The sequence below is a fragment of the Gluconobacter roseus genome, from assembly GCF_046058915.1.
GTDB classification, from domain to species: Bacteria; Pseudomonadota; Alphaproteobacteria; order Acetobacterales; family Acetobacteraceae; genus Gluconobacter; species Gluconobacter roseus_A.
Window position 1 is genome coordinate 2396335 of the sequence record NZ_CP175538.1, and the last position, 21619, is coordinate 2417953.

Sequence of the window (21619 nt, forward strand, 5' to 3'; positions counted from 1 at the left end):
CAATGGTGGACTGGCGGGAGATGAGCATGGAGAAAGGATCCGGATGTGCTTGGGACCGTCTCCAGATAACCGTTCCGGATAATGCGCATAAATGATATGTTTTCATGAATACATGAATTTGATGCATCTAACCGGTGAGACATGGGCATTCTCGAACGCAACCATCTGATGATTATCCGGGAGGTCGCCCGGGAAGGCTCATTAACAGCGGCAGCGGCACGGTTGAATCTGACCCAGCCTGCGCTCAGTCACGCTGTCCGCAAGATCGAGTTCCAGCTTGGTGTGAAGATATGGCGGCGCGAGGGGCGCTCGCTGGTGCTGACGCAGGCCGGTCAGTGGCTGCTTTCTCTGGCCAACCGGTTGCTGCCACAGTTTTCTTTGGCGGAAGAAAGGCTGGAACAGTTTGCCAATGGCGAACGCGGTACCCTGAGGATCGGGATGGAATGCCACCCCTGCTATCAATGGCTCCTCAACGTTGTCTCGCCATATCTGGAGCGCTGGCCGAAAGTGGACGTTGATGTGCGACAGAAGTTCCAGTTTGGCGGTATCGGAGCGTTGCTGAGTAACGAGATCGATATTCTCGTGACGCCCGACCCGCTTTACAAGCCCGAGCTGAATTTCACACCTGTCTTCGACTATGAGCTGGTCCTCGTTGTGGGAAGCAGTCACAAACTTTACGGCGCAAAGCACATCACGCCGGAACAGCTTGCCAGCGAAACGCTCATTACCTATCCCGTACCGTCTGAACGGCTGGATATTTACACCCAGTTCCTCCAGCCCGCCGGTATCGCGCCGCGCCAGCAGAAGCAGATCGAAACAACTGACATCATGCTGGTCATGGTCGCGCATGGGCGAGGGGTTGCAGTTCTTCCGCGCTGGCTCGTGGAAGAATATGCCTCACGCTATGATCTCCATGCGATAAGGCTGGGGAAAAACGGGATTGCAAAACAGATTTTTCTCGGACGGCGAGAGACGGACGACGATATCCAGTATCTCGCCGATTTCATAAAATTTGCCGCCGAGCCCCGGGAAGAGACTCAGAATTCGTAGCTGATATTCATCATCGGCCTGCCATCTGGAAAAAGCTCTACAGACAGGTTCATCTGTTGATCCGGACAGGTCGCCCTGTCCGGATTATGGTTGGTCAGATGGCTGTTTTCAGTTCCGGCTGATGGCACTTCACGGCCTGTTCGAGTGCCGTGGTCACGGCGTCTATGGAAAATGTCATGCTTGCATAAGCCTGACCGGCTGCGACCAGTCCGGACAGGTCTGCAGTATTGTGCAGGGCCACGATCCGGTCAGCCAGCGTGACTGCATCGGCCTGAACAAGGTCCTGAAGATCGCCGGGCAGTGCGAGACCTTCGGCCGCTACAGGCGTCATGACGCAGGGCAGGCCGGAGGCGAGGCTTTCGATAACCTTGCCCTTGATGCCGGCGCCGAAACGCAGAGGTGCGACACTCAGGCGATGGGCTGCGAGCACGGCACCCAGATCCTGGATATGTCCGAGAACCTGGATGCGGTCATCGGCGAGGGCCTGGATGCTCTCAGGCATGTCCGCGCCGACCAGTGTGCAGCAGATGGTTGGATCGGCTGCCCACACCGCGGGCATGATCTCCTCCACCAGCCAGCGGGCGGCATCGGCATTCGGCGCGTGCGCGTAATTGCCGACGAACACCACGCCGCTGCGATCGCCAGATGAACCTGTCTGGGCAGGAATGGCCCAGGGAACCACATGCACGCTGGCCTGTGGCAGATCCCTGCGAAGCTGGTCGGCTTCAGCTTCGGAATGCGTCAGGACGGCATCGGCCTGAAGAGCGGCCCTGTATTCCGCGATACGCATCTGGTTGGCCTGTGCCATCAGTTCCGGCCGGCCCTGCACCGCGGCCTGACGGGCCAGACGCAGGAAGTGCAGGTCCGCGACACTGTAGAGCACGCGGGCCTTGCGCTGGTTGCGACGGACCAGTGCCATGTAGCGCGTCGCGATGTCCTCGCGATGCAGATATACAACGTCAAAGCTGTTCGCCTGACGGCGCAGCACGTCTTCGACAGATGCGAAGAGCGGCTGCCCGAGGACGTTCACGTTTGGCAGCGTGTCCAGCGCAGACACCCGGTCCATCTGGTCGGCAGCGACGAAGCTGACCTCGTAGCCGAGGGCTTCGAGCGCCGCCATGTGTGACAGGATGGCCTGCGATCCGGCATCGCGTTTCGCCATCGGATACTGGCCATCAATAACCAAAGCACGCCGGCGCTGGATGGAAGCCGGTGTGGTCATGCCGCGGCGACGGCGTGCGGTTCCGACGGCAGCCTGTGTGGTGCCGCTTGTTGCTTCCGCACGGATCTGACGGAGCTTCTCCACCTGTGCGAGCAGGAAAGACAGGACCTGATCGCCCGTCTGATCTTCTGCTGCAGCGGCCACGGCACGCGCGATGCTGCGGGTCATGTCGGCGTCGAAAGAATCTGCCGCTTCGAGAACCTGCGGCTCGCCTAAAAGTGCGCCGTCACAGCTGCGACGGATTTCCAAAACATGGCGTGTCATCGGAGACAGGCCGCCAGGTAACAGGACGTCGAAGCCGCACAGCATCGGCCGTCCGGTACGCGCAACATCCGGCCGGCGACCATTGGCGACCACGGTGGCAAGGGGGACGCCATTATCAACAATCTGGAGCGTCACCGCCTCATCAGGCATGGTCGGGGTGCAGACCCATCCCGTGATCCGGCTGCGGGTGACGCTATCGACACAGCCATCCATCGGGACAACGGGAGTAGACGCCACGATGGCCTGACGCGGCTTCTCCTCTGCCTGATCCATCATCCAGGGCACATGGGCGAGGGGGGCGTGATCGTCGACCCGGCGGACTTCCAGAACGTGGCGCTCCAGCGGAGAAAGACCGCCTGGAATGTCGAAATGGAACCCGCAGTCGCCACCAAGATCAACCCGGGACTGGTTGGCCAGAACTTCACCCAGAACCACACCATTATCGACGATCTGCAGGCGTACGGGCCGGTCACTGCCGGGCACGCGGGCCCAGCCTCGGACATGGCTGTGGGTGGCTGCGTCCAGATAGCCTTCGAGCGGCGTAAACGTTGCGGTTTTCCGTCGCGTCGGGTTCAGGCGGCTGCGAATGGCCTCAAGCTGTGCCCCTTCCTCGACGCGCGGAGCGCAGTAGAGGGCTGCAACCGGGGCGGCATCCGGATAAAGGACGTCATATTCGCCGGCATTATGGAACATGCCGCGGGAATGATCGTCCACGAAGGTTTCGGACTGTGTGCCGTTGGCGATGATGATGTCATGCTGTTCCAACTCGACATGGAAATAGGCCACTTCATCCATGCGCTCGGCCTGCAGGATGGTGCTGCCATTCACCAGCAGAACGGCCGGAACCAGAACGCCATCAAGATACATGGCATGCAGGGGCGAGACCGACAGATCCTGATGCGGCCGGCCCTCTCCGAGCGATCCACGACGGAACACGACCGGCAGAATGTCGCGGTTGCCATTGGCGAAGGTGCCGGAATAGCTGCGACGGCCAATCCAGCGGATCGGGCGCAGGCCGTTTGTGGCCGTCTGGACCAGATCGCCGATCTGAAGGCTTTCAACGGGCACTTCACCCCGATCTGTCAGGATCAGCGTGCCGCGGCAATAGCAGGGTGTACCTTCTGCAAGCAGCATCGTACCGCCGCTGCTGTCGGAGGCGAGGCTGAAGAAATCGGCGTCATAGGCGCCATCGAGGCCGATCGTATAGGTGCTGGTGCCGTTGGTGATCTGAAGGGTCGACGGATCCGTCAGGGTCGTGGTGGCATTGCTGGACCAGGCGAGTTCCGGCAGGTCGATTTTGGCACCGCTGGCAAGTGCGATGTTGCTGGCGGTACTGCCGGAATACAGCGCCAGACGGCTGCCATTGCCGACCGAGATGTTCGAGGCCGTGCTGCCACTATGGACCGCGGCTGTCTTGCCGGACGCCAGGGTAATGTCAGACAGGGCGGCGCCGTTCGTGGCGTTGTAATCCGTCATTGCGAGCAGGGTGACGGACGGATCGTGATCTGACTCGCCGGTCAGGGAGCCCGTGTTGACGTGGATCGTCTCGAGCTGGCCCGCACTGGCAAAATCCGCGCTGCCGATCGTATGATCCAGCGATTCCGCATTGCCTTCGAAGATATAGGTGTAGCGGTTGGACGGGTCTTCCGTGGTGCTCATGTCCGTCAGGCCGGCATTGGCATAGACCTGCTGGGCGTCGCTCCATTCGGTGTCATTGAAATCGCCGAGGATGCCGACTTTGGCGGTCGGATCACTGGTCAGCAGACCGTTGACGTAGTTCGTGATGTACTGCGCCTGCGCGATACGGTTGTTGACCGTATCCGTCGTGCCGCCATGGTTTACGGGCGGCTGGGTCGCGCCATAAAGCTCGCTGCTGCCGGCCTGCGACGACAGATGCACGTTAGGCTCAGGACCCATTGATATGATTGCGGAAATCTGATTCAGCCTCTGTGAGGAGACTGAAGATGAGTGACCTGTATTGGTTGACGGAGGAGCAGATGGATCGTCTGCGGCCCTTTTTCCCGAAGAGCCATGGCAAACCTCGCGTTGATGATCGTCGTGTGTTGAGCGGGATCATTTTCGTGAACAGAAATGGTCTGCGCTGGCGTGATGCGCCCCGGGAATACGGTCCACACAAGACGCTCTACAACCGCTGGAAGCGCTGGAGCGCTATGGGGGTATTCATCCGCATGATGGAGGGACTGGCTACTGGCAAGGCAGAGCCTCAGACAATCATGATTGATGCGACCTATCTCAAGGCACATCGCACGGCTTCGAGCCTGCGGTTAAAAAGGGGGCTCAGGCCGTTTGATCGGGCGGACCAAAGGCGGGATGAATACGAAGCTGCATGCTGTCACCGACCGGAACGGACGTCCGCTCGACTTCTTCATGACAGCAGGTCAGATCAGTGATTATACTGGTGCCGCTGCCCTTCTGGACAGTCTGCCACCAGCCGAATGGATGCTGGCAGACCGGGGCTATGACGCTGACTGGTTCAGAGAGGCCCTGGAGGAGAAAGGGATCAAACCCTGTATTCCTGGTCGAAAATCTCGTGCAAAACCGGTCAAATACGACAAACGGAAATACAAAAGACGCCACCGTATCGAGATCATGTTCGGCAGGCTCAAGGACTGGAGACGGGTCGCAACACGCTATGACAGATGCCCGACCGTCTTCTTCTCGGCAGTCTGCCTCGCCGCAACCGTCTTGTTCTGGCTATGAGTCCTGAGCCTAACGAGTGTCACCGTCTGGCCATTGAACTCGAACGTGCCGACCAGAGGCAGGCGGGTGTTCTTGAACGTACCGCTGGCCAGTTCCTCGTCACCGATGGTCGTGACGGGCGCTGCGAGGCTGACACGCTCGGGGTTGTAGAGAAAAACGCTGCGGATATTGCCGCCCGAAACGCCGCCCGAGGCGTTGTTGGTCGGGTCCACCTCGGCCCAGGAATAGGTCGGCCCACCTGCATCCGCGATGGCTTTGACGATGGCCGCGAGGTTCTGCGATGCACTGACGGTGCCGTCATTGGTCGTGCCACTGTCGTCCTGGATTTCCTGAAGCGCCAGCACGTCGGGGCTGTCGAGATTGCTGACAATGATTTGTGCAACCTGTTTCAGGCGGTCCGCATTGGCCGGGTCGAGCGCGTTGAAGTTCTCGATGTTGTAGTCGCTGACCAGCAGGTTCTGATCGTCCTTGTGCAGGGACGTGACCGGGGCTGGCGTGTCGGTATGCAAGACCGTGACCTGTGTGGTCGGGACCAGTTCATAGACGCCGTTGTAATAGGTCAGAACGCCCGTGATATCGCCCAGCTTGTCCCCGACTTCCGCGCTGATGGCAGAGCCCGGTGTGACACCGCTGTCGTAATAGAGTTCGATCCGCTGCGTATTGACGCTGTCGGCCGTTTCCTGAAGAGCGCCGGTCGGCGTTAGCAGTCCATCGCCGCCATCCGGCACGACCCAGGTTGCGTTCGAAGCCGTGGCGCCGACAGCCACGGCATCATGGATCGTAATGACCTGCCCGATCAGGTTACGGTAGAAATCGAGCGCATTGGTGTCGGGGCTGAGAGAGGCCGTGCTCGTGTTCAGGTTAATCGCCTGCGTCAGGTCACCGAGATAGGACGCGGCCGGAACTGTCAGGCCACCCTGACCGACCACGACAGGCGTGGTGTTCACATAGGCCGCGCCGGTATCGGTGTAGGAGACGAGGTTGATTTCCGGGAGGGTGAGGGATTTGCTCCAGGATATGCCGGAATAGTTCGTGACCGTGCCGGTTACGGAAACGGTCTCGCCTACTGTCGGAAGTGTCGCCGTCTTGCCCGCATAGATAAAGATGCCCGAGCTGCCGACCGTGTTCTTGTCCGGGTTGGACTGCTGGATCCAGAAACCGAGGCTGCCATTCGTATCCACGGCAGTCACGACGCCCGTAGTCATGACAGAAGCATTGGCATACGGGCTGTAATAGCCGGTGCCGTTGATCTGCTGGATCGTCAGGTCCTGCGGGGTTGTCGTGTCGCTCCCCGTGCCCGAACCTCCGGTATCGCCGCTCGAGCCACCCGTATCGGAACCACCTGAACCCGATCCGCCAGTGTCGCCGCCCGTGCTTCCGCCGGAGGATGTACCGTCATTTGCTGCCCCCGGCGTGACCAGAACCGTGCCTGCCGCGGCAACGGTGCCATAGCCGTCAATCCCGGCGAGGGACGGATCATCCGCAACCCAGTCCGAGGTGCTGTCCGTATCGGTGCCATCAGGAATACGCGAGGCGCCGTTGATGATCGAACCCGTCAGGACCGGGGCTCCGGCATAGGTCGGATCGCCCTTGCCGCCATCGGAGACGGCGATCGTGTCCCCGATTTCGGACCATGGTGTTGATGTGAAGGTTCCGGCATTGGCCGTGTCGAGATCATCGCCGGTCTTGCCGGTAAAATCCTTGACGAGAAGAACAGTCTGCGTGCCGTTCTGCAGCGCATTCGTCTGAAAAGGTGTGACCCAGTAGCCATCGCTGTTTGTGACGCCGACTGTAAAAACATTGTCGATTTTGCCCGCTGCGGTGCCGTCACCATCGACAACGATCAGGGACCAGGCGCTGTAATCGGTGTTGGCATCGCCTTTTACTTCAATAAATTCATCTGGATCACCAGAAACACTTGGATTGAACATGAATTCATTAATAAGAAATTTCGACGTCATTGAACTCTATCCTGACGAGGGGCGTTCCCCGGGATGATTACTGAAAAGCAAACATGAATTTCGGTGAATGTATAAAAAAGAGTCAATATGTTTCGATAAAAATACGGTATTAATCATGAAAGCTTCATTTTATGTCTTTTCATTTCAATAAAATAACGAAACATATCTTGTGTGCAGGGCCGGATTTCCCCCTGAAAAGTCCTCGTTTTTTCAGAAAAAGAAGCGCGTCCAGGCACTAAAATACCTGCAAGCGTAATGGTTCGTTGCTTCCGCGGGTGCGGATGTCCGCTATTACAGGCGCGAACTGATCAGGGAGTCTGTGTCCGCATGAAGCCGCATATGTTCATCATGATGATTCTGGTCGGGCTGGCAGGATGTTCGCATCCACGCCCGCAGCCGACGGACAGCCGGTCCGCGCTGCTGAGGCCGCTGGTTACCAGTGGCTCCGACAAACAGGCGGACTCTTCCCGGCCGGATCACAAAATCCACGGGGCCGTCAGTGTTGGAACGGGCTTTGGCGGTGCAGGGAATTATGGGGTTGGCCCGCAATCCGGTCTGGGTTCCGCGAACGGAATTGGGACGGGCCGTATGGGACTGACGCCGGAAGGCTGGTGAGCGCTCCCGGCGTCGGATGGCTTCAGTTCAGCGGGGCGATCTTCACGACAATATACGGCATGACTTCAAGATCCTTGCCATCATGGAAGACCGACAGCCGGGCCCACTGGCCGATCGTGCTGTAGAGGGCGCCATTGGCATAGGCCAGGCCATCGGGTTCGGTCATGCGCGGATCATGGGCCACAACGGACATTTCGCCATCCGGCTTGCGGCGCAGGATGGCATGACGCTCATCATCCGTGATGTAGAGCGACCCGTCCGGCCCGGTTGCCATACCGTCGCCCATGCCGGTTTCGCCTTCATCCTTCACGGCCCGCTCCAGCGTCGCTTCGCTGGCTTTCGGATCGGACAGCACTGCGGTCGGTGCGGAATAGAGGCGGCGGCTGGTCTGCGGCTGCCAGTAAAGTGTCTGCTGGTCCGGGCTGATGGCAATGCCGTTCGCACCACCCTGGGGCAGGATGGCGTGGTCCGGATCGTAACGTCCTGCGACACCATCCATCATCGCAACAAATCCGGGCTGCGGCATGACGGGAACCGTATCACCAAGGACGCGCCGCTGATGTCCCGTCGCCAGGTCGACGACGACCAGCGCCGGATGCACGCCGGTCGAACTGTCGGTGATAAAGGCCGTGCCCGCCGTACCATGCGTCAGGTCGATCCGGACGTCATTGACGTGGCTGTCCGGCAGCAGGGCAGGTGCGGAAAGCGGAATGACCTGTGCGATCTTTGCACTGGCGGGATCAATGCGGAAAAGCTTCTGTGCGCCTGCAACCGTGCCCGTTCCGGCCACCATGCCTTCATCCAGAACCCAGAGCTGCCCCTTCGCATCAACCGTCATGCCAAGCGGGGAAACGAACTGCTCCTGCGCGGCTGCATCGGGGAAGGGTGTCAGCTTGCCATTGACGTAGAGCGCCAGACGCGGGCCGGAATGTTCATGTGCACTGCGGGGGAAACCAAGCACCAGGCGTCCATCGGGCAGGACCGCAATACCGGAAGGCTGGGCGTTGGGAAAACGCCCGATGATCTGCACATTGCCCGACGGGAGCGTCCCCTTGTCCACCGTCTGGGCGGCGAGGGCGGGGGACGCAGCGGACAGGGCGGCGAGACCGGCGCTGACGGTGAGGGCCAGAATGGTCTGACGGGGCATGGTTGAAATCTCCTTTGTCGCAAAGAACCAGAGCGACTGCGGTATGACAACTCACGCAAACGCGAGCAGCGCGGTCAGGTTCGCAGCGGGCGTTCCCGCAGGGCGGGATCATGGGCGTACAGGAACAGCCCGTGGATGCCGCGTGTGAGGATGACGTTCAGGGCATTGAGAATGACACGCTTCTTCGCCTCTTCCGGCGCTGCAATCCCGTCGCGTCCCTGAAACGCCGCGCTGTCCTCATAACGCTCCGGCCGCACCCCGATCCGGTCGTTCTTCGCGTCATAGAACAGCGACGGCCCGAGAATGACGCCCGCATAATTCAGATCGAACCCCTGGATCGTATAGACCGACCCCACCTCGTCGATCGTATCCGGCCGCTCCGCCCAGGGCAGTTTCTCGGTTGGCAGGGAGCGGTCCCAGCGCAGACGGAAATCGCCTTCGGTGATGAAATGATCCTCACCGTTGAGCGTATAGGGATAATCATAGGTCGAAAGCAGGCGGCACAGGCCGTATTTCGCATTGCACGCGCACAGATCCGCATAGAGCTTCGCGCAGTCATCATAGATGCGCAGATCGAAGGACGGATCTTTCGGGCGCGGCAGGATCTCCCCCTGTCCCAGCGCATCAATCCACGAGCATGTCGCTGGACTGGCCGAAACACGGAACTGCGTGTCGAGATGGAATGTCTCTGAAGGACGGCCTCTGCGGAAACTCTCCAGAAGATCGGTGGACCAGTGGCTCTTGAACTTCAGGACCTGCAATGGATCGAACACCACCACCACGATCCGCGCCCAGCGCAGGATTTCTTCTAGATGGTTCTGTTGTGCGAAATGGTTGTAACGGTCCGGCCGCGTCAGCAGCAGATGCGCCTCATCCACCAGAACGATATCCGCGCGTTTTCCGGTTTTCGCGAATTTGTTGATGAAGGTCGTCGGGCGTTCGTAATCGCTCTTGCGCAGGTTGGGCATGGTGGCCGCGATATTGCGATAGAGCTTGAGCATCTCCGGATGGTTAACGATCACCATGTTCCGCAGACCGCGCAGCGGATCATCCGCCGCGCCACTCCGCGCCCGGGTCTGGAGCGTATTGAAAATCGCGTTCAGGACAACGCTCTTCCCCGTGCCCGCCGCACCCTCGATGACGAAAAGCGCGCTGTCATCCGCCTGATGCCGCTCGCAGAACGACACCACCCGATGCAGCAGCTCCGTCTGCGGCCCGGACAGCGCAAGCTCGGGGAGAGCTTGTGCGTCGCGGCATTGTCCAGCGCCATGGGGGAAGCGGTCACGCGGCTCAGTCCGCGGCAATATCGGCCACTTTGGCATCCGTGGCGCGCTGGGCGTCCGCCGGCGTGATCCGCACGACAAAACCCTGACCGCCCGCATTGATATAGACATGCTCGCGCGGCATGGCGTCCTGCGAGATGACCACGGGGATCGGCGTTTTCGAGCCGAACGGGCTGGTCCCGCCGGACTGGAATCCCGTCAGCTCCTGCGCCTTCTCAGGGTTCATCATCCGCGCATTGCGCCCGTCGAACAGCGCCGCAACCTTCTTCAGGTTCATCCGCTGATGGGCAGGGGCCACCACGCAGACCGGCTGCTTCTTGTCCACTTCGACCACCAGCGTTTTGAGCACATCTTCGGGTGCCACACCGATGGCCTCGGCCGCCTGCATCCCGATCAGCCCGCCATTGGGGGCGTATTCGTAATCATGGACGCTGAAAGGAATGTTTTTCGCTGCCAGAAAGGCCGTTGCAGCTGTTTCGCGGGTCATGTGAGCGCTCCGTTGCCAGCAGCAGGTCTGCACGCGCCGGATGACTGAAATCCCTTGGAAAGCAGCTCCGGCATGACCTGCAATAGTTTGCAAACTTTATGGCGGCACAGGCCGGGATTGGCAACATGCAGGCCCTGTGAAGTTCGGATGCAATCGTTCGGGAACCTTTTGGATGTATCGTTCTTCTTGAGAAGAATGACTTTTTCTTTGTTATAGTTTAGCGGTAAAGATATTCCTGAGATGTCGAGGTCCGGGAGAATCGGCATGAGCAGTCGGCCCGTTAAGAGCCTGTCGGGAGGTTAATCGTGGATCAGAAGAGCGTCTGGATCGGGACGAACTGGAAAATGAACAAGGGGCCGGCCGAAGCCATTGCGGCGGCCCGGGCGCTTTCCACCTTCCGTCCGCCCGAAGGCCTCCGGTGTTTCCTGACGCCGCCTGCGACATCCCTGCGGGACGTCTGCTCGGTGCTTCAGGACAGTCCCATGATGGTGGGGGCCCAGAACATGTTCTGGGAGGACAGCGGCGCCTGGACCGGGGAGATCTCAGCGCCGATGGTGGCCGAATGCGGGGCATCCACCGTCCTGCTCGGACATTCGGAACGCCGGCAGCATTTCGGTGAGACGGACTGGACGGTGAACCGGAAGGTGCACGCAGCGCTGCGGCATGGTCTGCGACCGCTGATCTGCATTGGCGATACGGCTGATGAATTCGAGTTCGGGGTTTCGCAGGAAACCTTGGCGCGTCAGACGAAAATTGCCCTGCATGGTGTTTCGCAGGAAGATCTCGGGCGCGTGGTCGTGATCTACGAGCCTGTCTGGGCCATCGGATCGGCAGGACGTCCGGCGGAGGCATCGTTCGTGTCCGGGATCCATACGAAGCTGCGGGCCGTGGTGCGGGAGATCGCGGGGAAAAGCGGTGTGCGGATTCCGCTGCTGTATGGTGGCAGTGTTTCGCAGACCAATATCTGCGATTACGTCGCGCTGCCCGATGTTGACGGAGTGCTGATCGGCCGGGCCGGCTGGGATCCCGCGGATTTCATGAAGCTGGTTGCCCGTGTGAGCGAACTGGTTTCTGGCCGGGTCAACGCATGATGAACGCCCTGCTCATGGAAGGGCAGGCTCTGTCTGCCCGTCGGCGTGGCATCCTTGATTATGTCATGGAGCAGGGTGCGGTGCCGGTCGGGGAGTTGCTGCAGCGGTTTTCGCTCAGCCGTGCCTCGATCAACCGGGATCTGCTGGCTCTGTCCGCACAGGGAATGATCCGGCGGATCGGGGCAAACATCACGGCGCTTCCGAGTGTCAGCGAACCGGGAAGCGTGATGTACCGGGCGCGACAGGCCGTTGCGCAGAAACAGGCGATTGCAACACTCGCGGCCTCCATGATCAGCCCGGGCGAGACAGTGGCCCTCGATGATTCCACGACGGCACGCTTCATGGCCGCGAGCCTGTCCGGAGTCGCGCCGCTCACGGTCGTGACCAACAGTCTGGGGCTGGGGATGCGTCTCGGGCCCTGCGAGACGGTCGGCCTGATCGGCCTGGGTGGCCATTACAGCCCGACTTTCGATGCTTTTGTGGGAATGGTCTGCGAGCAGAGCGTGGTTTCCATGCGGATCGACAGGGCCTTCGTCTCGGCTGCGGCCATACATGGGCTGACGGTCTATCATCAGGACGAGGAGATTATCCGCGCCAAACGGGCGCTGATGGCGATGGCGGACTGCCGGGTGCTGCTGGCGGACAGCCGGAAGTTCGGCATCTCGGCCATGAGCCGCATGGGGATGCTGTCCGAATTTGACATGGTGATTACCGATGAGGGCCTTGATCCCGACTGCGCCCGGATGCTGCAGGACGCCGGTGTGATGCTGAAGATCGCTCCGGTATCGTACCCCGCCCCACAGGCCGGTATTACTGTGGGATGACCGCCTCCTGCCGGCCAGTGAGCGGCGTCGCAGGCCAGAATGTCATCGAGACTTCCGCCTGCAATGCCGCGAGTTCGTCCTGGATATAGGTCATGTATTCATGCAGACCGCGGGAGATGATCTCTTCGGCGGTCTGATCCTCCAGCGTGGCGCGCAGGTTGATGATGCGTTCCTGAAGCGGCCCGCACTGATGACGCAGGTTGTAATGGGTCGAGAGTGCGGAGAGCGTACTGTCCACCTGCCGCAGGTTGAGCATCAGGGAGCGGGGAAAGCCTTCGTTCTTGAGTAGGAAGCCCACGACATTGGTCGGTGTGGTTGTGACAGGCTGCAGGCGTCGGAAAGCATGATACGCCGCTGCCGAGCGCAGGACGGATCCCCACTGCGTAATGTCCATCTGCGAACCGGAAGTCTCCCCGCTGGGGAGGAGCGTATGATAGCGGATGTCGATCAGGCGGGTGATCTGGTCGGAGCGTTCCAGATACTTCCCGAGCAGATAGAACAGCCAGGCCTGATCGCGGTAGAGCGTGCCTTCGGTAATGCCGAAATGGGTCTGGCAGTCCTGTTTAAGGCGGTTGCACAAGCCAGACAGGCCATGGCGCCGGATGTCCGGCGTGGAGAGCTCCATCATGCTTCGGGTGAAGACGTTGAGCTGCATCCACATCTCGGTGGAAATCAAGGGGCGGGCCGAGCGGGCGTTTTCACGGACCATGTGGGCCATGGCGCGGATGGAGGTCGGGTTCGTACTTTCCGTGATGTAGAAGGCGAGGATGTTTTCTTCCGTCGCGGGAAGCGGATGGCTTGCGGCGTAACGGTCCTCGTCGGAGTTGATCTGAAGGATGGAATCCCAGCCAGGGCTACCATCGGGGTTGCGGACGAAGGCTTCCGTGACTTCCAGAAGACGGGCGAGATTCTCGATCCGCTCCATATAACGGGCGAGCCACATCATGCTCTCGCCATAGCGTGACAGCAGCGTGTTGAGATTGGCGAGCATTGCTGGGAAGCGTGCGCTGGTGTGTGTCATCGGGCCATCACCCATGTATCTTTCGAGCCGCCGCCCTGAGAGGAATTGACGACCAGCGAGCCCTTGCGCAGGGCCACGCGGGACAGGCCGCCGGGCAGGATCCATGTGTTCTTCCCGGTCAGGGCGAAAGGCCGGAGATCCACATGGCGGGCTTCGACGCCACTGGGGCAGAGCGTGGGAGAAACGGAGAGGTCGATGACGGGCTGGCTGATATAGTTGGACGGGTCTTCGAGCAGTTTGGCGCGGAACTCGTCCAGTTCGGTCTGCGTGGCCTGTGAGCCGATCAGCAGGCCATAGCCGCCGGACTCGCCGACAGGCTTGATGACCAGCTTGTCCATATTGGCGAGCGTGTAGGCCAGTCCTTCCTCCTCGGCGCAGATATTGGTCTGGACGCTGTCGAGAATGGGATCTTCGCCCAGATAATAGCGGATGAGACGCGGCATGTAGGCATAGACCGCCTTGTCATCCGCCACACCGGTTCCGAGCGCGTTGGCCAGCGTGACATTGCCGCGGCGATAGGCTTCCACAAGGCCGGGAACGCCGAGCATGCTGTCGGGGTTGAACGCCAGCGGGTCCAGATACTCGTCGTTCAGCCGGCGATAGATCGAATGGACAGGGCGCAGGCCTGCGACGGTGCGCATGTAGACGCGGTGGTTCTCGACGATTAGGTCCTTGCCCTCGACGAGAGGGACGCCCATTTCGCGGGCCAGAAAGACATGCTCGAAATAGGCGGAATTGTAGATGCCGGGCGAAAACAGCACGACCTGCGGGTCGGTGACGCCCTCAGGTGCGACCTCACAGAGCGTCTGGTGCAGTTTGAGGTCATATTCCTCGACCGAGCGCAGGGGCATGCCCGACGCCAGATCCGGCATCAGCCGTAGCATCATGTGCCGGTTTTCAATGACGTAGGAGACGCCCGACGGGGTGCAGGCATTGTCTTCGAGCACCATGAAACGGCCGCTGCGGTCGCGGATCAGGTCGGTGCCGTTGATATGGACATAGACATCGCCGGGGACGCGCACGCCGGCCATGGCTTCACAGTAATTCGGATTGTTGAGCACCAGATCGGCGGGAATGATGCCGTCCCGCAGGACGTGGCGCTCATGGTAGATGTCGCGCAGGAACAGGTTGAGTGCTTTGACGCGCTGCTGCACGCCACGCTCGATATGGTCCCATTCCGCAGCCGTAAGGACACGGGGGATCATGTCAAAAGGCAGGATGCGGTCGATCGCTTCGCGGTCGGAATAGACGGTAAAGGTGATGCCCAGACGATAAAGCTGCGCTTCGGCCGTGCTGATACGGTGGCGCAGTTCGTCGAGGTCGAAGCCTGCAAGGCGGTCGCGGACGGTCTGGAGCGGGGGCGGCATCTCGTCTGTTCGCCGCATGAGTTCGCAGAAGAAATCCGGTGTGTCGTAGGCAGCGAACATGCCTGCTTTCGCGGCCGGAGCTGCTGCGGCGCTGGCCGGGGAGGGGATGGGAGACTGCAAAACCGGCCTGTTCATTTTCTGCCTCACCACCCTGTTCTTCGCCGGCGCTGCCTGCTGACGAAAATATCCGATCAGCCGCGCCGGTTCATTACGATATTTTATTAACGGAGCAAGATTCCAGCACTTTGCCAAGCGGGAAATTTGCCGTTTGGACGGATCAGGAAAAGTCGGGCGGAAATTGTTGCGGTTCCCGGGAAGACTGATAGGGTGAGTGTTCGACTGATGTCAGACCCCATGGTTGGCGGAACGGGATGGCCCGAAAATCTCGTGTCTGAAAGCAGGTGTCTGAAACCGTTTCCACAGGGCCTCCTGAACATGACTTCCCGCGTCGTCCTGAGCCACCAGACCCGATACCAGTACGACCGGCCGGTGTTTCTGGGACGTCAGACCGTGCGCCTGTGTCCGGTGCCGCAGGTGCGATCCGCGGTACGGAACTATGCGCTGGATGTCTCGCCAGAAGGTGCGGATGTGGTCTGGCGGCAGGATACGTATGGCAATCGGGTGGCGGAAATCCGGGTTCCGGAGCGTGTGACGCAGTTTGACGTGTCGGTCAGCATGGATGTGGATCTGCGGGCCCGGCAGGGTAGCATGCTGGCTGCGGAAGCGCCGGTCTGTACGGCATACCGGGATGTCGATGCGGCCGGGGCACAGGTGTCGCGCTTTGTGGAAGCCTGGCGTCCGGCGGGGACAGAGGGTACTTCGGAAGCGGTGGCAGAACTCAACCGGGCTGTGGCGGAACGCCTGACCTACCAGCGCAGGCTCGAGCCCGGCGTGTGGGCACCGGAAGAGACGCTGGAACGTGAGAGCGGATCGTGCCGGGATAGTGCGTGGCTGCTGGTCACTGTGTTGCGGCATCTGGGGTTTTCGGCACGGTTCGTGTCCGGATATCTGATCCAGCCGGACAAGGCGGGTGGGCTGGAATGCGATCTTCATGCCTGGGCCGAGGCCTGGATTCCGGGAGAAGGCTGGATCGGTTTCGATACGACATCGGGGCTGGTGGTGGCGCAGCATCATATTCCGCTCGCGGTAGCCGGGCGCCCTGAGGAGGCGGCTCCGGTTTCGGGGCTGCTGGACCGGTGTCGGACGACGTTTGACGTGACGATGCGGGCGACGTCTTTTGCATCCGCAGGAAATGTGCCGGAACTGGCCATAATCGGGAAACCCGGTGTAATGCGATCCCATGAAGCTCTTTGAGTGCCAGTCCTGCGGGCAGATTCTCTTTTTTGAAAACACGGTCTGCGAGCATTGCCGGCATCCGATCGGGTATCTGCCGGACCGTTCGCTGCTGACGGCGCTGGACCCGGCAGGAGAGCGGTTCTGGCATCCTCTGGAGCCGTCGGCGCAGCAGGAGCGGGTGCTTTACTGCTCGAACCATGATTATGACGTCTGCAACTGGCTCACGGGGCCTGACGCGGCAGGTGGCAAGCCATTCTGTTTTGCATGCCGGTTCAACCGGACGATCCCGAACCTTGCGATCCCGGAAAACCTGGAGCGGTGGCGCAAGATCGAAGTGGCCAAGCACCGGCTGTTCTACACGCTACTGCGGCTGAAACTGCCGATCCGCGACCGGCGGGAAGACCCGGAAAACGGACTGGTCTTCGATTTTCTCGATGACCCGCCAGACGGTTCATCATCGGTGATGACGGGGCACTCCAACGGCGTCATCACGCTCGCCATGCGTGAGGCGGATGATGCGTCACGTGAGCGCATGCGTGTCGAGATGGGGGAATATTACCGCATGCTTCTGGGCCATTTCCGGCATGAGATCGGGCATTATTACTGGAACCTGCTGGTGCGGGATGCCGGACGGCTTGATGAGTGCCGGGCGGTGTTCGGGGATGACCGTGCGGATTACCAGCAGGCGCTTCAGACCTATTATGACAGCCCGACGCCATCCAACTGGCAGGACAGTCATATCAGCATTTATGCGACGTCGCACCCCTGGGAAGATTTTGCGGAGACCTGGGCGCATTACCTGCATATCGTCTCCACGCTGGAGACCGCCTGTGCATTCGGGGTGAGTGTTAATCCGATCGTCAAGGGGATCGGGCGGGCTTCGGGGCGCAAGCTTGGCGATCCGTATACCGAGGCATCCTTCGAGGACATCATGCAGGCCTGGCTGCCGCTGACCTATGCGGTGAACAGTCTGAACCGCTCCATGGGGCTGGCGGATTTCTATCCGTTCGTGCTGACGGAAGGGGTCATGCACAAGCTGGCATTCATTCACCGCCTGATCCGCGAGAGCCAGACGGGCTGACGGCTGGCGTCCGGGTTCACCGGGATGTGTTGGCGTCCTGTCCAGTTTTTCAGACTGTGGCGTCGGGAAACGGTGTGCTTTCCTGAAAAATGTCGTATCCGTTCCGGAACCCAGATGGTTGGACGGACGGGTTTCTGAAGGCGTTGCGGGGTGCTGGCGGAGATGCGGTTCCGCTTCAGGGAATGTCAGCGCGACAAAGAGGTAAAACGGTTTATGTGCATGCGGTCCGCCTTTCTGCGTGTTATCTTATCGGTGACGACAGTGCTGTCGGCCGGGTTTTCTCCAGCCGTTCTGGCTGCGGTGACGCATCGGGAGACGGGACATCATCCTGCCCGCAGGCCGGTCCATGTCGCGCCGGTGTCGAAGCATCGTGCCGCAGGCCCGTATGTCAGCCAGAGCGCGGAAAACATGGCTGTTGTGGCGCAGCATTCACCACGGGGCACAGTCGAGACGGTCAGCCAGAAAATGCTCGCGGAGGCACCAGCCGGGACCAATCCGATGAAGGTCATCGCCCAGCTTCCGGGCGTCGTGTTCCAGTCCGGCGATGCCCAGGGCCTCGACACATGGAGCATGCAGGTCTTCATGCACGGCTTCCAGCAGCAGGAAATCGGCATGACGCTCGACGGAATGCCGCTCGGGGAAATGACGTTCCGAAACTATAACGGTCTGAACCCGATCATGGCGATCTCGTCGGAGAACGTGGCGCGCATTGACGTGTTGCAGTCAGCCGGTGCGGAAAGCATGGCCGCGAGCAACAATCTGGGCGGCGGGCTGAGCTATGTCTCGATGATCCCGTCGGACAAGATGGGCGGCACGGCTGCGGCGGGTTTCGGCAGCTACAGCACCTATCACACCTTCCTGCGCTTCGAGAGCGGGAAGCTCAATTCCAGCGGTACGAAGTTCTACACGTCCTACATGCGCAACGACAGCGGGATGTGGAAGGGCTATGGCGAGCAGTTCATGCAGCAGGTGAACGCCAAACTCGTGCAGCCAATCGGCCATGACAGCTCGATTTCTGCGTTCTTCGACTGGAGCGACCTGCACCAGAACACCTACCCGGATGTCTCGCCGCAGATCATCAACCGGGTGGGTTATGGCCTGCCGAGCTACGAGAACGGCAGCAATTCCGGCTATATCGCAGCCGTAAACGCGGCGAACGGGATCTATTCGGGAAAGATCGGCACGCTCGATGATCCGGAGGATGCAGCCTATTATGATGGCAGCGCGAATACGGTCGATACGTTCGGCGGCATCAAGGCCGATCTGCGCCTGACAGACCGTCTGACCTGGAACACCACGGCTTACGGGCATGGCGAGCGAAACCAGACCTCCTGGGCGACGCCATATTATCCGTCACCTACGGGATCGCCGGTCAGCGAACTGCTGAAAGAGCCGGAAATCCGACGTTTCGGTATCGTCTCGGCACTGCATTACGATATTGCGCGCAATCATATCGGCGCGGGTGTCTGGTACGAGAACAACAGCTACATGTCGCCCATGAACGCCTATGCGCAGCCGGCGGTCGTGAATGGTGTGGTTCAGGGAAAGGTGCATGATCCGCTGACCCAGTGGCGCGATCCGTTCGCACAGATCTTCAACCAGAACTACAACACCAACACGTTCACGGCCTTCGTGCAGGACACGTATAACGTGCTGCCGAACCTGGCCCTGCATTTCGGCTTCAAGTCCCTGCTGAGCACGACCCGCGTGGGCGATGGCTATCTGAACCAGGACTATTACGGCGCCGGGGCTGCGGTTACGAGCGGGGAAAGTCTGACGGTGGCCAAGCCGTTTCTGCCGCATATCAGCGCGGACTGGCATTTCCTGAAGGACCATGAGCTGTATTTTGATATTTCGGAAAATGCCCGGACCTATGCGCAGTCCGGCTACAAGCTCTCGAACTCGCCCTTTGCGGTCTCCCAGACCGCCTATGATGATACGAAATCCTCGATCCGTCCGGAGACGGCCTGGACCTATGCGATCGGCTATCGCTACACGGGCAAACTGGTCGCCGCGACGGTCTATGCCTATCGGACGAACTACAACAACCGTTTGCAGCAGATCACTGAAGGGCCGGTCGTTAACCCGATTTCGGCCGTTTCGAACGTGGGTGGCGTGACGATGAATGGCATTGATGCAGGTCTGACACTGATGCCGTTCCGCGGTTTCGCGCTGACCAATTCCGTCAGCTACAACCATGGCGTCTATGATCAGAACCTTGTCAGCGGCTCCACGGTCTATGCGACGAAAGGGCAGCAGGTCGTCAATTATCCGCGCTTCATGTACAAGGGACGCGTCTCTTACGAATGGCACGGCATGACGGCCTATGCCGATGGAAGCTACACCGGCACGCGCAATTACAGCTACACGAGAGACGTCAAAAGTCCCGGTTACTGGCTGACGAATGTGGGCGTGCAGTACAGCTTCGGAAACATGAAGAAGTACAACCGCTACCTTGGCGCCATCAAAAACCTGACGGTCGCGTTCAATGGCTCCAACCTGACGAACAAGCGCTATATTTCCACGATGGGTCAGAACGGCAATCCGGCGGATATCGCCTCGGGTGCGCTGACGGACCAGTCCATGCAGATCGGTGCGCCTCGAATGTTCTTCGGAAGCGTGCGGGCGGACTTCTAGGACAAAAAGCCCGTGGTGTAGGCCGCGGGCTTTTTTGCTGTCAGGCGGGGTACGCAGGCGCAGATGGTGCTTAGTCCAGCCGCACGGAAGGGCGGACGAAGGTTTCGACCCAGTCGGAGTAAAGGGACATCAGCCCCCGGTAATAGCCGAACAACTCGATCTGGTGCTGGCGATAGAGCATGAGATGGGCCATCCGCGCCGAAAAGCCGTGCGAGATTCCTCCTCCCCAGACAGTGCCGCCGGGCAGGGCCGCCCAGCCATTGTATTTTCCCAGAGCCACGATCGCGCCTTTATTGTGGAAAATACAGCCCGGAACCTTCTGGCCACGCTCGATCCAGGCAGGCAGATGGTGTGCGAGGTGCCTAGCCTGCTGGCGGGCGACCTGCGCCGTGGCGGGCAGGGGATCGTCCTGGATGAAGGAGCAGTCTCCCATGGCGAAAATCCGATCGTCATCAATGGAGGACAGGTTCGGATTGACGAGGATCTGACCGGTCCCGTTGATCGTCAGGCCACCATAGGCGGTCGTGACCTCAGGGGCCCTGACGCCAGCGGCCCAGACGCGCAACTTGGCCGAAACATAGGACCCGTCCTTGAGCGTGAACCCATGCTCATCGGCCGCCGCGACACGCGCATTGGTGCGGACGGTAACGCCGATATGTTCGAGTTCCTGCTGTGCCGCAGCGGAGACAGATTCCGGAAAAGCGGGCAGGATGCGCGCGCCGGACTGTAGGAGCGTGACATGCAGCTTGGGCGGGGCCTTGCCGAACGCATGCAGGTTGTAGGGCCCCACGATTTCCAGTGCCTTGTGAAGCTCGGCGGCGAGCTGGACGCCGGTGGCACCGCCGCCAACGATCGCGATGTCCAGTTCGGAATTGTTGGCGAAGGCGCGGAGCAGCTCCATCCGGAACTTCTCGTTGAACGCATTGGCGTCCACGAGATTGTCGATGGACATGCAGTGTTCCTTGACGCCGGGCGTGCCGAAATCATTGGCGGTACTGCCGATCGCGATGACGATCGTGTCGTATTTCATGCGCCGGCTTTCCAGAATGACGGTGCCGTCGGTTTCCAGAAGCGGGCTGAGAACGACTTCGCGCTTCTCGCGGTCAATGGAGGCGACCTCGCCGGGCCAGAACTCGAAATGGTGCCCGCTGGCCTGGGAAATGAAGTTCACCTTGTCGTTTTCGTTGCTGACCGTGCCGGAGGCAAAGCAGTGCAGCATCGGTTTCCAGACATGGGAAAAGCTCTTGTCGATCAGCGTGATGCGCGCCTTTCCGGGTTTTCCCATCGATTTGCCAAGGCGGGTTGCGAGGGAAAGACCGGCAACACCGCCACCGACAATCAGAATTTCAGATCGAGACGCCATCGGTTTTCAGGCCTCCGTGTGAGGAGTGGGCAACAGAAAAGTTACGAGGGAAGAAATATCTGCCATGCTCTCTGGTGGCGGATATGAATACTTGGGGTGTAGTATTGATCTTCAGGTTGTTATGAAAATCATATTCAGGTGACTGAAATACACACTCATCACATATCAAGTACTGACAAGCTGATTTTC

The 21619-nt window shown here is 60.1% G+C and carries 15 protein-coding genes and 1 pseudogene; 8 read left to right on the forward strand and 8 right to left on the reverse strand.

Features of this window, described 5'->3' with window-relative positions:
- Window positions 1-141 precede the first annotated feature (141 nt).
- Window positions 142-1050 carry a LysR family transcriptional regulator gene (locus tag ACJ2A4_RS11250; RefSeq protein WP_408872881.1) on the forward strand — a complete coding sequence of 303 codons (909 nt, stop codon included), beginning with the start codon at window positions 142-144 and terminating at the stop codon, window positions 1048-1050.
- A 94-nt stretch (window positions 1051-1144) separates the two neighbouring features.
- On the opposite strand, the pseudogene ACJ2A4_RS11255 reads toward ACJ2A4_RS11250, so the two are convergent.
- A pseudogene (locus ACJ2A4_RS11255) lies at window positions 1145-4438 on the reverse strand (Hint domain-containing protein); the annotation flags it as partial.
- A gap of 62 nt (window positions 4439-4500) precedes the next feature.
- On the opposite strand from ACJ2A4_RS11255, the gene ACJ2A4_RS11260 reads away from it, so the two are divergent.
- Window positions 4501-5257, forward strand: a protein-coding gene (locus ACJ2A4_RS11260; RefSeq protein WP_275877879.1) for an IS5 family transposase whose coding sequence is annotated in 2 segments (ribosomal slippage) — window positions 4501-4826 and window positions 4825-5257 — 759 coding nt in all. Because the reading frame shifts where the segments join, the coding sequence is not laid out codon by codon here.
- Here ACJ2A4_RS11260 and ACJ2A4_RS11265 read toward each other — a convergent pair.
- The gene (locus ACJ2A4_RS11265; protein WP_408872882.1) at window positions 5188-7218 is read right to left on the reverse strand and encodes a hypothetical protein; all 2031 of its coding nucleotides are present in this window, start codon (window positions 7216-7218) and stop codon (window positions 5188-5190) included. The genes ACJ2A4_RS11260 and ACJ2A4_RS11265 overlap by 70 nt on opposite strands.
- A gap of 327 nt (window positions 7219-7545) precedes the next feature.
- On the opposite strand from ACJ2A4_RS11265, the gene ACJ2A4_RS11270 reads away from it, so the two are divergent.
- Window positions 7546-7833, forward strand: a complete 288-nt coding sequence (locus ACJ2A4_RS11270) for a hypothetical protein (protein ID WP_408872883.1) — start codon at window positions 7546-7548, stop codon at window positions 7831-7833.
- A gap of 22 nt (window positions 7834-7855) precedes the next feature.
- On the opposite strand, the gene ACJ2A4_RS11275 is transcribed toward ACJ2A4_RS11270, so the two are convergent.
- The 3 genes from ACJ2A4_RS11275 to ybaK form a co-directional block, all read right to left on the reverse strand.
- Window positions 7856-8980: an SMP-30/gluconolactonase/LRE family protein gene (locus ACJ2A4_RS11275; RefSeq protein ID WP_408872884.1), complete on the reverse strand. Its 1125-nt coding sequence runs from the start codon at window positions 8978-8980 to the stop codon at window positions 7856-7858.
- Between the two features lie 74 nt (window positions 8981-9054).
- On the reverse strand, window positions 9055-10284 hold the full coding sequence (locus ACJ2A4_RS11280; protein WP_408872885.1) for a DUF2075 domain-containing protein: 1230 nt from the start codon (window positions 10282-10284) through the stop codon (window positions 9055-9057).
- Window positions 10271-10750 (reverse strand): Cys-tRNA(Pro) deacylase, encoded by a 480-nt coding sequence (gene ybaK, locus ACJ2A4_RS11285; protein WP_062500700.1) that lies wholly within the window; start codon window positions 10748-10750, stop codon window positions 10271-10273. Before ybaK ends, ACJ2A4_RS11280 begins: the two co-directional genes overlap by 14 nt.
- Window positions 10751-11052: 302 nt before the next feature.
- On the opposite strand from ybaK, the gene ACJ2A4_RS11290 reads away from it, so the two are divergent.
- Window positions 11053-11841: a triose-phosphate isomerase gene (locus ACJ2A4_RS11290; protein ID WP_408874164.1), complete on the forward strand. Its 789-nt coding sequence runs from the start codon at window positions 11053-11055 to the stop codon at window positions 11839-11841.
- Window positions 11838-12665: a DeoR/GlpR family DNA-binding transcription regulator gene (locus ACJ2A4_RS11295; RefSeq protein ID WP_408872886.1), complete on the forward strand. Its 828-nt coding sequence runs from the start codon at window positions 11838-11840 to the stop codon at window positions 12663-12665. The genes ACJ2A4_RS11290 and ACJ2A4_RS11295 overlap by 4 nt, the downstream gene beginning before the upstream one ends.
- Here the strand turns inward: ACJ2A4_RS11295 and ACJ2A4_RS11300 are convergent.
- Together ACJ2A4_RS11300 and ACJ2A4_RS11305 are read right to left on the reverse strand one after the other, a co-directional pair.
- Window positions 12652-13701 (reverse strand): alpha-E domain-containing protein, encoded by a 1050-nt coding sequence (locus tag ACJ2A4_RS11300; RefSeq protein WP_408872887.1) that lies wholly within the window; start codon window positions 13699-13701, stop codon window positions 12652-12654. The genes ACJ2A4_RS11295 and ACJ2A4_RS11300 overlap by 14 nt on opposite strands.
- Complete coding sequence (locus ACJ2A4_RS11305) at window positions 13683-15113, reverse strand: circularly permuted type 2 ATP-grasp protein (RefSeq protein ID WP_408872888.1); 1431 nt, start codon at window positions 15111-15113, stop codon at window positions 13683-13685. Before ACJ2A4_RS11305 ends, ACJ2A4_RS11300 begins: the two co-directional genes overlap by 19 nt.
- A gap of 375 nt (window positions 15114-15488) precedes the next feature.
- Here ACJ2A4_RS11305 and ACJ2A4_RS11310 point away from each other — a divergent pair, with 375 nt between their 5' ends.
- From ACJ2A4_RS11310 to ACJ2A4_RS11320, 3 genes are all read left to right on the forward strand, one after another.
- Window positions 15489-16367: a transglutaminase N-terminal domain-containing protein gene (locus ACJ2A4_RS11310; protein ID WP_408872889.1), complete on the forward strand. Its 879-nt coding sequence runs from the start codon at window positions 15489-15491 to the stop codon at window positions 16365-16367.
- On the forward strand, window positions 16354-17430 hold the full coding sequence (locus tag ACJ2A4_RS11315) for a putative zinc-binding metallopeptidase (protein WP_408872890.1): 1077 nt from the start codon (window positions 16354-16356) through the stop codon (window positions 17428-17430). The genes ACJ2A4_RS11310 and ACJ2A4_RS11315 overlap by 14 nt, the downstream gene beginning before the upstream one ends.
- A 252-nt stretch (window positions 17431-17682) precedes the next feature.
- The gene (locus tag ACJ2A4_RS11320; RefSeq protein WP_408872891.1) at window positions 17683-20067 is read left to right on the forward strand and encodes a TonB-dependent receptor; all 2385 of its coding nucleotides are present in this window, start codon (window positions 17683-17685) and stop codon (window positions 20065-20067) included.
- Between the two features lie 70 nt (window positions 20068-20137).
- Here ACJ2A4_RS11320 and ACJ2A4_RS11325 read toward each other — a convergent pair whose 3' ends face one another.
- Window positions 20138-21430 (reverse strand): NAD(P)/FAD-dependent oxidoreductase, encoded by a 1293-nt coding sequence (locus ACJ2A4_RS11325; protein ID WP_408872892.1) that lies wholly within the window; start codon window positions 21428-21430, stop codon window positions 20138-20140.
- Between the last annotated feature and the right edge of the window lie 189 nt (window positions 21431-21619).

What these genes read in the sequence shown, in the direction of transcription:
- ACJ2A4_RS11250 (WP_408872881.1), top strand. Translation starts at nt 142, where the DNA reads ATGGGCATTCTCGAACGCAACCATCTGATGATTATCCGGGAGGTCGCC.
- ACJ2A4_RS11265 (WP_408872882.1), bottom strand. Translation starts at nt 7,218, where the DNA reads ATGACGTCGAAATTTCTTATTAATGAATTCATGTTCAATCCAAGTGTT.
- ACJ2A4_RS11270 (WP_408872883.1), top strand. Translation starts at nt 7,546, where the DNA reads ATGAAGCCGCATATGTTCATCATGATGATTCTGGTCGGGCTGGCAGGA.
- ACJ2A4_RS11275 (WP_408872884.1), bottom strand. Translation starts at nt 8,980, where the DNA reads ATGCCCCGTCAGACCATTCTGGCCCTCACCGTCAGCGCCGGTCTCGCC.
- ybaK (WP_062500700.1), bottom strand. Translation starts at nt 10,750, where the DNA reads ATGACCCGCGAAACAGCTGCAACGGCCTTTCTGGCAGCGAAAAACATT.
- ACJ2A4_RS11295 (WP_408872886.1), top strand. Translation starts at nt 11,838, where the DNA reads ATGATGAACGCCCTGCTCATGGAAGGGCAGGCTCTGTCTGCCCGTCGG.
- ACJ2A4_RS11300 (WP_408872887.1), bottom strand. Translation starts at nt 13,701, where the DNA reads ATGGGTGATGGCCCGATGACACACACCAGCGCACGCTTCCCAGCAATG.
- ACJ2A4_RS11305 (WP_408872888.1), bottom strand. Translation starts at nt 15,113, where the DNA reads ATGTTCGCTGCCTACGACACACCGGATTTCTTCTGCGAACTCATGCGG.
- ACJ2A4_RS11310 (WP_408872889.1), top strand. Translation starts at nt 15,489, where the DNA reads ATGACTTCCCGCGTCGTCCTGAGCCACCAGACCCGATACCAGTACGAC.
- ACJ2A4_RS11315 (WP_408872890.1), top strand. Translation starts at nt 16,354, where the DNA reads ATGAAGCTCTTTGAGTGCCAGTCCTGCGGGCAGATTCTCTTTTTTGAA.
- ACJ2A4_RS11325 (WP_408872892.1), bottom strand. Translation starts at nt 21,430, where the DNA reads ATGGCGTCTCGATCTGAAATTCTGATTGTCGGTGGCGGTGTTGCCGGT.